Origin of the sequence: Streptomyces sp. NPDC001816 (assembly GCF_042892235.1) — a bacterium.
Taxonomy (GTDB): Bacteria; Actinomycetota; Actinomycetes; order Streptomycetales; family Streptomycetaceae; genus Streptomyces.
Genome location: NZ_JBIATY010000002.1, coordinates 192945 through 204760 on the forward strand (window position 1 = coordinate 192945; position 11816 = coordinate 204760).

An 11816-nucleotide genomic window follows, 5' to 3' on the forward strand; every position below is an offset into this window, starting at 1 on the left:
GGAGCCGGCGAAGATGAGCACGCCGACGAAGTACGTGTACGCGTTCGCCGAGGGCGGCCGGGAGATGGCCGACGTGCTCGGCGGCAAGGGAGCCGGGCTGGCCGAGATGACCCGGCTCGGTCTGCCCGTACCGCCGGGCTTCACGGTCACGACCGAGGCATGCAGGAGCTACCTGACCACAGGTCAGGAACCGCCCGGACTCGGCGCCGAGGAGGCCCGTGCCCTGGCCGCCCTGGAGCAGACCGTGGGCCGCACGCTCGGCGCGCCGGACGACCCGCTGCTGGTGTCCGTACGGTCGGGGGCCCGGTTCTCGATGCCCGGCATGATGGAGACCATCCTCGACATCGGCCTGAACGACCAGTCGGTCAGCGGCCTGGCCAAGGCGTCCGGGCAGGAGCGGTTCGCGTGGGACTCCTACCGGCGGCTCGTGCAGATGTTCGGCCGCACGGTGCTGGGCGTGGACGGCGACCTGTTCGAACAGGCCATCGCCACGCACAAGGCGCAGCGCGGCACGCGCGACGACCACGACCTCGATGTCGGCGAACTCGCCGTCCTCACCGAGGAGTTCAAGGCGATCATCCGCCGGGAGACGGGTGCGGACTTCCCCCAGGACCCAGCCGAGCAGCTGCGTCGTGCCGTCCGCGCGGTCTTCGACTCCTGGAACGGCGAACGCGCCCGCGTCTACCGGCGCCGCGAGCACATCCCCGACGACCTCGGCACCGCCGTCAACGTGCAGGCGATGGTCTTCGGCAACCTCGGTTCCGACTCCGGGACCGGAGTCGCCTTCACCCGCGACCCGGCCACCGGCGCCCGTGGCGTGTACGGCGACTACCTGCCCGACGCCCAGGGCGAGGACGTCGTCTCCGGGGTCCGCGACGCCGTACCCCTGGACGAGCTGAAGAACCTCGACCCGCGCGCCTACGTCGAACTCGGCGACCACCTGCGCACCCTGGAGAGCCATTACCGGGACCTGTGCGACGTCGAGTTCACCATCGAGCGCGGCCGGCTGTGGATCCTGCAGACCCGGGTCGGCAAGCGCACCGCCGAGGCCGCCTTCCGCATCGCCCACGACCTGCGCGAGGAGGGGACGATCACGCCGGACGAGGCACTGGCCCGCGTGGACGGCGCCGAGCTGACCCGGCTGATGTTCCCCCGCTTCGACACCACCCCCGCCGACGTGCCCCTGGCCCGCGGCGTGCCCGCCTCGCCCGGCGCGGCGGTCGGCGTGGTCGTCTTCGACTCCGCCGGGGCGCGCCGCCGGGCCGCCGACGGTCGGCACACCATCCTCGTCCGCCGCGAAACGACCCCCGACGACCTGCCCGGGATGATCGCCGCGCAGGCCGTCCTCACCAGCCGGGGCGGCAAGACCAGCCATGCCGCCGTCGTCGCGCGCGGCATGGGCAAGGTGTGCGTGTGCGGTGCCGAGTCGCTCACCGTCGACCCGGCCGCCCGCCGGTTCACCACGGACACGGGCGTCGTCGTACGCGAGGGCGACACCGTCTCCGTGGATGGAACGGCGGGCACCGTGCACCTCGGTGCGCTCCCGCTCACCGCGTCCGACGTCGGCCGCGCGTTGGAAACCGGCGAGAGCGCCGGCTCGCTGACCGAGGCTGTTCTCACCGCTCTCGCCCACGCGGACTCCGAGCGCCGCCTGGAGGTGCGGGCCAACGCCGACACTCCCGAGGACGCGGCACGCGCCCGTGCGCTCGGCGCCCAGGGCATCGGCCTGTGCCGCACCGAGCACATGTTCCTCGGCGAGCGCAGGCAACTGGTCGAGGCGATGATCCTGGCCCGTGACGACACCGCACGGGAGCAGTCCCTGGCGGCGTTGCTGCCGCTCCAGCGAGCGGACTTCACCGGCATCCTCAAGGCGATGGACGGGCTGCCGGTGACCATCCGGCTCATCGACCCGCCGCTGCACGAGTTCCTGCCCGACCGCACCGGGCTGGCCGTCCGGCTCGCGGGCATTGCCGACCCGGATGTCCACGACCGCGAGCTGCTGGACGCAGTCGAGCGCCTGCACGAGCAGAACCCGATGCTGGGCCTGCGCGGCGTCCGGCTCGGCCTCGCGGTCCCCGGTCTCATGGCCATGCAGGTCCGGGCGATCGCCGAGGCCGTCACCGACCGCCTGGACGCGGGCGGCCGGCCCAGGGCCGAGATCATGATCCCGCTCGTCGCCACCGTCGAGGAACTGCGGCAGGCCAGGGCGGAGGCGGAGCGCGTGCTCACCCAGGTCGCGGCCGAGACCGGCCGGCCCCTGGACCTCCCCATCGGCACGATGATCGAACTGCCCCGCGCGGCCCTGACCGCCGGACGTATCGCCGAGGCCGCCGACTTCTTCTCCTTCGGCACCAACGACCTGACCCAGACCACCTGGGGCCTGTCCCGCGACGACGCCGAGGCGTCCTTCTTCCCGCTCTACCTGGAGAAGGGGATCTTCGGCGTCTCGCCCTTCGAGACGATCGACCCGGAGGGCGTCGGCCGGCTCGTGGAGCTGGCCGTCGAGGCGGGCCGCGCGGTCAGGCCCGCCCTGCAGACAGGGGTGTGCGGCGAGCACGGCGGCGATCCGGAATCCATTCACTTCTTCCACCGGGCCGGTCTCGACTACGTTTCCTGCTCGCCCTTCCGCGTCCCGGCCGCCCGCCTGGAAGCCGGGCGAGCGGCTCTCTGCGGCACCGAGACCAGCGACAGCAGGTGAAGGACGGGGCGAAGGGCGGGGGCGAAGGGTGGCGCCGGAATCGGGCCGATGGGGCACCTCCCGGTCCGGCCGCGCTCCAAGGGCAGCTCGGCACAGGGCCCGTCCGGCGCCCGCCCAGGGACATCCGGCCCTGCCCACACCGCCTCCCCAACGAGTTGACTGACGACTACAGGCACCTGGTCCGGACAGAGACCACCGGCGCCCTGCCGTGCGCACGCCCCGGCCGCAGAGTGGCCGATGCCCCGCCGCACGGAACCTGATCACTGTCGGCAGCCCTGAGGGGCGGCCGGAACGGAGGGACGTCATGACCGATGCTGTGCAGCAGTCCCGTGCCTACCTCGTCGGCGGCGGAATCGCCTCGTTGGCAGCCGCCGTCTTCCTGATCCGTGACGGGGGATTCGCCGGAGCGGACATTCACGTCCTTGAGGAGCTACCCCTCGCCGGTGGCTCCATGGACGGCCGCGGCGAGCCCGCCGGATATGTCTCGCGCGGCGGACGCATGCTGGAGGACGAGGCCTACACCTGCCTGTGGAACCTCCTGGAGACCATCCCCACCCTCACCGACGAGACGGTGTCGGTACGTGAGGAGATCCGCGCCTTCAGCGCCCAGTGGCCCACCGACGCCAAGGCCAGGCTGATCGGCAAGGGCACCGAGATCCTGGACGCGTCCGACTACGGCCTCGACGCCCGGGACCGCCTGGAGCTGACCCGGCTGCTCGTGCTCCCGGAGCCGGTCATCGGGGCCCGCCGGATCGAGGACTTCTTCTCCCCGCACTTCTTCACGACCAACTTCTGGGCGATGTGGCGCACCACATTCGCCTTCCAGAACTGGCACAGCGCCATCGAACTCAGGCGCTACTTCCTGCGCTTCATGCAGGAGTTTCCGCGCATGCACACCCTGGCGGGCGTGCGCCGCACCCGGCTCAACCAGTACGACTCGATCATCCGCCCCGTGCGGGCCTGGCTGGAGGAGCGCGGCGTACGTTTCGAGCACGGAGTGCGGGTCACCGACGTCGACTTCACCACCGAGGACGACGGCACCCGCCGGGTACGGCGCCTGCACCTCGACCGCGCCGGACAGCCGGACACCTGCGAACTCACCGACATCGACTACGCCTTCCTCACCCTCGGCTCGATGACCGCCGACGCCGCCTACGGCAGTGACGACCGCGCACCCGAGCTGATCCGCGACAAGCGGGACGGCGCCTGGAGGCTGTGGGAGACCATCGCGGCCAAGGCCGACGACTTCGGTCGGCCGGCCGCCTTCTACGGGAACGTCGACGAGGCCAAGTGGGAGTCCTTCACCCTCACCATGCGCAGCCCGCTGCTGCTGCACCGCATCGAGGAACTGTCCGGCAACCTCCCCGGCACCGGCGCCCTCATGACCTTCAAGGACTCCAACTGGCTGATGTCCGTTGTGGTTCCCCACGCCCCGCACTTCGAGGGCCAGCCCGAGGACGTCTACACCCTGTGGGGCTACGGCCTCTTCGTCGACAACGAGGGCGACTTCGTCGGCAAGCCGATGGCCGGCGCCACCGGCCGCGAGATCCTCACCGAACTCCTCGGCCACCTCGGCCTGTCCGACATCGAGGAACAGATCGCGGCCACCACGACCGTCATCCCGGTGATGATGCCGTACATCACCAGCCAGTTCGCCCCTCGTACCACCCATGACCGGCCTCTCGTCATCCCGCGCGGCTCGGTGAACTTCGCGTTCCTCGGTCAGTTCACGGAGATCCCTGAGGACGTGGTGTTCACCGTCGAGTACTCCGTCCGCGGCGCCATGCGCGCCGTCTACGGCCTCCTCGGCCTCGACCGTGAGATCCCCGGCATCTATCACGCCCTGGCCGACCCGAAGACGGCGTTCGGCGCACTCAAGGCCGCTCTGGGCTGATCGTTCCGACTGGCATGAGCGTGAGGCCGTGAGCAGCTCGATCGGGAAGTCGCGTTCCTCTCGAAAAGCGGGAAGGTCAATACCCTTGAGGGGGCGCAAAGCTTGGATATACCCCTTAGGCTTAGATATAACCAAATAAGAGTGATGTAGCGAATATAAGGGATATATGCTATTGTTGAGGATTGTGCAGTGAAATCCTTGCGGGGTTTGACGTCCAAAATTCACGCAACACACTTTGGGCCAGCCCCTGAGGGGAGCGGGCAGTGGTGCAGGAAAGTCCGGACAAGACGGCCCACGTGCTGGGGGTCGACATCGGCGGGACCGGTATCAAGGGAGCGCCGGTCGACCTCGAGCTCGGCAGCCTCATCGGTGAGCGGGTCCGGATCCCGACCCCGCATCCGGCGACCCCGGAGGCAGTCGCGGACGTGGTCGTGCAGGTGCTCTCCCAGCTCGGCGTCCCAGGACCGGTCGGGCTGACGCTACCGGCCGTCATCCAGGGCGGCAAAGTCCGGACGACGGCCAATATCGATCCGGCCTGGATGGAGACGGACGCCGCCCAGCTCTTCGCACGAGCGACCGGCCGCGACGTGCGGGTGGTGAACGACGCCGACGCGGCCGGGATCGCCGAGATGCGCTTCGGCGCCGGCAAGGGACGCAAGGGCGTCGTCGTGATGGTGACGCTCGGCACCGGTATCGGGAGCGCCGTCTTCTCCGACGGGTTCCTGGTGCCCAACAGCGAGCTGGGGCACCTGCCGCTGCACCACGGGGATGCCGAGGACTGGGCCGCGGAGTCGGTGCGCGAGCACGACGACCTGTCCTGGAAGAAATGGGCGCACCGTCTGGAGACGTATCTCCAGCTCGTCCAGCGGCTGCTGTGGCCCGACCTGATTGTCATCGGCGGCGGTGTCAGCAAGAAGGCCGACAAGTTCCTGCCGCACATCGAGCTGAGGACCGAGATCGTGCCGGCGCAGCTGTTGAACGATGCGGGCATTGTGGGCGCGGCACTCTTCGCCCCGGCCGGAAAAGCTCAACCCTAGTCTGCCGCACTCGACATGAGCGCAGGGGAGCACCTTCAGGGAGGCTCGCGTTGAGCAACAACGACCTGGAAACCCTTTCCGTCAACACGATCCGCACTCTGTGCATGGACGCCATCCAGGCGGCCGACTCCGGCCATCCGGGGACACCGATGGGAATGGCCCCGGTCGCGTACACGCTCTGGCAACGCTTCCTGCGCTTCGACCCGGCCGACCCGATCTGGCCCAACCGCGACCGCTTCGTGCTGTCGGAAGGACACGCCTCCGCGCTGCTCTGGTCGCTGTTCCACCTCACCGGCATGCAGGCTGTCGACCCCGACTACGAGGTCCTCGGCCGACCCGCCGTGACCCTCGACGACCTCAGGACGTTCCGACAGCTCGGCTCGCACTGCCCCGGGCACCCGGAGTACCGGTGGACCAGCGGCGTGGAGACCACGACCGGCCCGCTCGGCCAGGGCGTTGCGACCTCGGTCGGGATGGCGATCGCCGGACAGTGGCTCGCCGCCCGGTACAACCGCGACGACTTCACCGTCTTCGACTTCGACGTGTACGCGATGGCCGGCGACGGCTGCATGATGGAGGGGATCTCCTCGGAGGCCGCCTCGCTCGCGGCCCACCAGCGGCTGTCGAACCTGTGCTGGATCTACGACTCCAACCGGGTGACGATCGAGGGCCACACCGACATCGCGTTCACCGAGGATGTGGCGGCCCGCTTCATCGGCTACGGCTGGAACGTCACCACCGTGGCCGACGCCAACGACCTCGACGCCGTGGCCCGCGCGCTGCACACCTTCAAGTCCGAGAACGAGCGCCCGACGCTCATCGTGGTGCACAGTCACATCGGCTACGGGTCACCGGTCGAGGACACCCCGAAGGCGCACGGCGCGCCGTTCGGCGTGGAGGGTGTCAAGTCGACCAAGCGATTCCTGGGGATGCCGGAAGACAAGGACTTCTTCGTTCCCGACGGCGTCTACGAGCACTTCGCCGCAGGAATCGGCGCGCGCGGCCGCGAAGCCCGGACGAGCTGGGAGGCTCGAATAGAGGCCTACCGAACCACCCATCCCGCGCTCGCCGACGAGTTGGAGCGCATCCAGCGGCGTGAGCTGCCGGAGGGCTGGGAGTCGGCGCTTCCGACCTTCCCGCCCGACCCCAAAGGCATGGCCGGCCGTGACTCCAGCGGCCAGGTGCTCAACGCCCTTGCCCAAGCCGTGCCGTGGCTGCTCGGCGGATCGGCGGACCTTGCGCCGTCGACCAAGACCAACCTCATGTTCTCCGGCGCCGGCGACTTCCAGGCCGATGACCGCTCGGGACGCAACCTCCACTTCGGGATCCGCGAGCACGCCGCCACCGCGATCACGAACGGGATGGCGCTGACCAAGCTGCGCCCGTACTGGTCGGGGTTCCTGATCTTCTCTGACTACGCACGCGGCGCGATCCGGCTTTCGGCGCTGATGGAGATCCCGGTCGTGCACATCTTCACCCACGACTCGATCGGGGTCGGCGAGGACGGTCCCACCCACCAGCCGGTCGAGCAACTCGCGTCGCTGCGCGCGATGCCGGGGCTGCTGGTGTTCCGTCCGGCCGACGCGAACGAGGTCGTCGAGACCTGGCGGGTCGTCGCCGCGCTCAGGCACGAGCCGGCGGTGCTGGTCCTGTCCCGTCAGGCACTGCCGACCCTCGACCGCGCCGAGACGGGGGCCGCATCCGGGGTGGCCAGGGGAGCCTACGTTCTGGTCGACGCGGCGGACGGCAAGCCCGACGTCATCCTGCTCGCCACCGGGTCGGAGGTACAACTCGCGCTCGCGGCCCGTGACGAGCTCGCCGCCGAGGGCCTCGCGGCTCGCGTGGTCAGCATGCCCTGCTGGGAACTGTTCGACCGCCAGCCCAAGGAGTACCGCGACTCGGTCATCCCGCCCGGGATCAGGGCCCGGGTCGCCATCGAGCAGGCGGCGACTCTCGGCTGGGACCGCTACGTAGGCGACGGCGGCGCGGTCGTCGGCATGCACACCTTCGGGGCATCGGCACCGCTCAAGATGCTCCTGACCAAATTCGGCTTCACTCCCGAGAAGGTCACCCAGGTTGCCCGCGAGTGCGTGGCCGCCGGCAGGGAGCAGGCGTGAACTAGGAGGCACCACATGGCGACAGACAAGCCCATGCAGCTCGGGATGATCGGGCTCGGCCGGATGGGGGCGAACCTGGTGCGTCGGCTGATGCGAGACGGCCACCCTTGCGTCGTGTCCGACGTCAACGCGGACGCCGTCGCCGAACTGGTCGGCGAGGGTGCGACGGGAGCAGAGTCACTCCAGGATCTCGTTGCGAAACTGGACAAGCCACGGGCTGTATGGCTCATGGTTCCGGCTGCGATCGTCGATGCCATCCTCGACCAGCTCGAGCCGTTGCTGGAGCCCGGCGACATCCTCATCGACGGCGGCAATTCCTACTACCGCGACGACATCACGCGCGCCAAGCGTCTTGCCGACAAATCGCTGCACTACGTCGACTGCGGGACCAGTGGTGGGGTCTGGGGGCTGGAGCGCGGCTACTGCCTGATGATCGGCGGCGAGGACGACGTCGTGGCCCATCTCGACCCGATCTTCAAGACGATCGCTCCCGGCGAGGGCAGCGCCGAGCCCACGCCGAGCCGGACCCGGACCAACGGCACCGCCCCGCTCGGGTACCTGCACTGCGGGCCGAACGGCGCCGGGCACTTCGTGAAGATGGTCCACAACGGGGTCGAGTACGGGATGATGGCCGCGATCGCCGAGGGCCTCGCCATCATCAAGCGCGCGGACGCCGGCAAGAGCCGGCAGGAGGTCGACGCGGAGACGACGCCGCTGCGCGATCCGTGGGCCTACCGGTACGACATCGACGTCGGTGAGGTGGCCGAGGTCTGGCGGCGCGGCTCGGTCGTCGGCTCATGGCTGGTCGACCTGATCGCCGACGCCTTCGCCAGGTCGCCCTCCCTCGACGACTTCGCCGGGAGGGTCTCCGACTCCGGGGAAGGCCGCTGGACCGTCCTCGCTGCGGTGGACGAAGGCGTCCCGGTACCGGTCATCACCACCTCGCTCTACGAGCGCTTCGAGTCCAGGCAGGCCGGGGAGTTCACCGACAAGATCCTCTCGGCGATGCGCTCCGAGTTCGGCGGGCACGCCGAAAAGAAGGGCTGACCGCCGGGGCCGCCACCAGGACCATGATGCCCGACCCCATTGCCGTGTCGGCTCCGTAAGGAGGATGAGGTGGCTTCGAACTCGTCGAACGTTCCCGCAGACGTGCTGGTCATTTTCGGGATCAGTGGCGACCTCGCTCGCAAGATGACGTTCCGCTCGCTCTATCGGCTTGAGCGGCGCGAGCTGCTGACCTGCCCGATCGTCGGAGTGGCGCGCGACGGCTGGTCCGACGACGCGCTGCGTGACCATGCCCGCGAGGCGATCAAGGCAGCGGGCGAGCCGCTGGACGAAAGCGTCCTGGCCCGGTTCACCGCCCGACTCAGCTATGTGCAGGGCGATTACGCCGACCCGGAGACGTTCCATCGCCTCGCCCGGGCGGTCAACGGCAAGCGGAACCCGGTCTTCTATCTGGAGATCCCGCCGTCGCTGTTCGCCCGGGTGGTCGAGGGCCTGGCAGGCGTCGGGCTGACCAAGGGCGCCCGGGTTGTCGTGGAGAAACCATTCGGGCACGACCTCGCGTCGGCGCGCGCCCTCAATGCCGAGCTGCGTCAGCTCCTCGATGAGGATCAGCTGCTGAGGATCGACCACTTCCTCGGCAAGGAGCCGGCGATGGACATCCAGTTCCTGCGGTTCGCCAACTCCGTGTTCGAGCCGGTGTGGAACCGCGACCACATCTCCTGTGTGCAGATCACCATGGCCGAGGACTTCGGGGTCGAGGACCGCGGCCATTTCTACGACCCGGTCGGCGCGCTCCGCGACGTCGTGCAGAACCATCTGCTGCAGCTGCTCGCCCTGGTGGCGTCCGAGCCGCCATCAGCCGCCGATGCAGACGCGCTCCGGGACCGCCGGGTCGATGTGTTCCGGGCGATCCCCGACGCCGACCCGGCCCACTACGTCCGCGGGCAGTATGAGGGGTACCTACAGGTCCCTGGCGTGCAGCCGCACTCGCGCACCGAGACCTTCGTCGGGCTGCGGCTGGAGGTCGAGAACTGGCGCTGGTCCGGCGTGCCGTTCTTCATCCGCGCCGGCAAGGCGCTGCCCGAGCGAGTGACCGAGATCCGGATCGTGTTCAAGCGCCCGCCGCGGCTGGCGTTCGCGGAGCGGTTCGCGCCCGAGCCCGGCCAGTGGATCCTGCGGATCGATCCGAGCCCTGGCGTGAACTTCCGCATCCAGGCCAAGCAGCCGGGCAAGCAGGACACGCAGCTGGTGGACCTTGACCTCCTCTTCGAGGCCGCGCTCGGTGAGGCACCCGAGCCGTACGAACGCCTGCTCAGTGATGCAATGCAAGGCAACGCGAGCCTGTTCACCCGGGAGGACTCGGTGGAGGAGACCTGGCGAATCGTCCAGCCACTGCTGGAGGCGCCCGGCGACCCCGAGCGCTACCGCCAGGGAACTTGGGGACCGGCGGGAGCCGCCAAGCTCGTCTCCGGATGTTCGCAATGGCACGAACCATGGATGCCGGCGAGGTCTCCCGACTGACACAGCCGCGCCCCGGACCCGCTGAACCGCCGGTTGCGGCAGCTCAGCGCACGGCCCAGGCCGACGAAGACCTCAATGATCACGAGGGAGTCCAGGTCGAGGCTGTACGGGCCGGAGCTTCCCTGTTCCGGGGGCGGCCGGGTCGGCGCACCCGACTGCTCCCGGAGCGAGGATGGAGGGGAGGTGCTGAACGATGGCGCACATAGTCACCAAGGATGATCAAGTGGTCGTACGCCTGGCGTGGTGGGAAAAGGCAGCCGCCCGCCGAGGCGACGTACGCGTGCCGCTGGCGGCCGTACGCCGGGTGACCGTCGAGCCCGACTGGTGGCGCGGCCTGCGCGGAACGCACCACAGCGGCATCTGCATCCCCGGCGCCTTGTGCATCGGAACCCGCCGTCACCAGGCCGGGATGGACTTCGCGACCGTACGACCTCGCAGACCCGTGGTCTGCATCGAACTCTGGCCCTCTGTTCCTTTCCGTCTTCTCACCGTCTCCGTACGGGACAACGGGGAAGCCGAGGCCGCAGCGGGGCTGCTCCGCCGGGCCGCACCAAATATCGACACCTCCACGCCGTGGCGACAGCCCTTGCCCGTGCCCGAGGAACCGGAATGAGCACAGCCCGGAGAGGGAGAATGTGCTGCCCGCCAGTCCCTTTCTTGTGCAGGTACCGCGCGGGGCTGCGCAGCGGCGGACGGGAAAGCGGTGAGGCCGAGCATGTGCAGTGGACGGCACCGCTTCAGCTGGGCGACGGTCCCTCGGCGGGCGTCCGCGACCCTGGTCGTCGCGGAGGTGCCACCACGCCACCACGCCGCCGCCCGGAGTGACACCCGAGCGCCAAGCGGCTGCCGTCCAGCCGTCCAGTCGACCGGTCGATGTCGAAGACACAGCCCGGCTCCGAGTTGCGAACAGACACTGAGCATGGCCACCTTCGGGCGACGGCAGCCCGGTCAGATCAAGGGCCGGGGAGGAGCACGCCAGGACGCCGGAGCCGCCGCGGGCCGGACTGGCGGGCTGGGCCCTTCGTCGTCTCGTTCCGCGTCGTCGTGGGGTTCTTCGGCATGTCCCGCGAGCAGGTTCCTCGCGGACGGGGGCGGCCCGGTGACCTCCACGTGGGCCGGACGCAGCAGTTGGTCACCGAGCCGGTAGCCGGGTCGCAGTATCTCCGTGCAGATCAGTTCGTCGGCGTCCGGGGAGAGGTGATGGACCACGGCCTCGTGGCAGGCGGGGTCGAAGGGGTCGCCCTCCTTGCCGAACGCCTCGAGATCAAGGGACCCCAGCTGGGTCCGGAGGGTGTCCGTGATGTCCTTCAGCCCTGGGGTCATGGGCTCGTGGGCAGATGTGCGGTCGACGGCGTCCAGGACCGGCAGGAGGACGCGCAGGACGTTGGCCACAGCGATCTGACGTACGGCCATGCGGTCCCGGCGCACCCGCTTGCGGTAGTTGTCGTACTCGGCCTTCACCCGCTGCAGGTCCTCCGTACGCTCACGGAGCAGACGCTGCAGCTCGGTGGGGTCCGTGTTCTGCAGCCGGCCGTTGTCCATCG

At 69.5% G+C, this 11816-nt stretch carries 8 protein-coding genes; 7 read left to right on the plus strand and 1 reads right to left on the minus strand.

Going from position 1 to position 11816, the window contains the following annotated elements; translation table 11 throughout:
* The first annotated feature begins 13 nt into the window (after nt 1–13).
* The 7 genes from ppdK to ACFYZZ_RS06575 all read left to right on the plus strand — a co-directional run bounded on the left by ppdK (nt 14) and on the right by ACFYZZ_RS06575 (nt 10885).
* Nucleotides 14–2698, plus strand: coding sequence for a pyruvate, phosphate dikinase (ppdK, locus tag ACFYZZ_RS06545; RefSeq protein ID WP_389172350.1), 2685 nt, complete (start codon nt 14–16; stop codon nt 2696–2698).
* Between the two features lie 304 nt (nt 2699–3002).
* Entirely contained in the window at nt 3003–4592 is a 1590-nt protein-coding gene (locus ACFYZZ_RS06550) for an oleate hydratase (protein ID WP_389172352.1), read from the plus strand.
* Between the two features lie 263 nt (nt 4593–4855).
* Nucleotides 4856–5629, plus strand: a complete 774-nt coding sequence (ppgK, locus tag ACFYZZ_RS06555) for a polyphosphate--glucose phosphotransferase (RefSeq protein ID WP_389172354.1) — start codon at nt 4856–4858, stop codon at nt 5627–5629.
* A gap of 50 nt (nt 5630–5679) precedes the next feature.
* Entirely contained in the window at nt 5680–7746 is a 2067-nt protein-coding gene (gene tkt / locus ACFYZZ_RS06560) for a transketolase (protein ID WP_389172356.1), read from the plus strand.
* 15 nt (nt 7747–7761) lie between these two features.
* A complete protein-coding gene (gene gnd / locus ACFYZZ_RS06565) occupies nt 7762–8793 on the plus strand; it encodes a phosphogluconate dehydrogenase (NAD(+)-dependent, decarboxylating) (RefSeq protein ID WP_389172358.1) in 1032 nt (343 codons plus the stop codon).
* A 69-nt stretch (nt 8794–8862) separates the two neighbouring features.
* Nucleotides 8863–10272, plus strand: a complete 1410-nt coding sequence (gene zwf / locus ACFYZZ_RS06570) for a glucose-6-phosphate dehydrogenase (protein WP_389172360.1) — start codon at nt 8863–8865, stop codon at nt 10270–10272.
* A gap of 193 nt (nt 10273–10465) precedes the next feature.
* Nucleotides 10466–10885, plus strand: coding sequence for a hypothetical protein (locus ACFYZZ_RS06575; protein ID WP_389172361.1), 420 nt, complete (start codon nt 10466–10468; stop codon nt 10883–10885).
* A 335-nt stretch (nt 10886–11220) separates the two neighbouring features.
* On the opposite strand, the gene grpE is transcribed toward ACFYZZ_RS06575, so the two are convergent.
* Nucleotides 11221–11814 carry a nucleotide exchange factor GrpE gene (gene grpE / locus ACFYZZ_RS06580; protein ID WP_389172363.1) on the minus strand — a complete coding sequence of 198 codons (594 nt, stop codon included), beginning with the start codon at nt 11812–11814 and terminating at the stop codon, nt 11221–11223.
* Nucleotides 11815–11816: the final 2 nt, after the last annotated feature.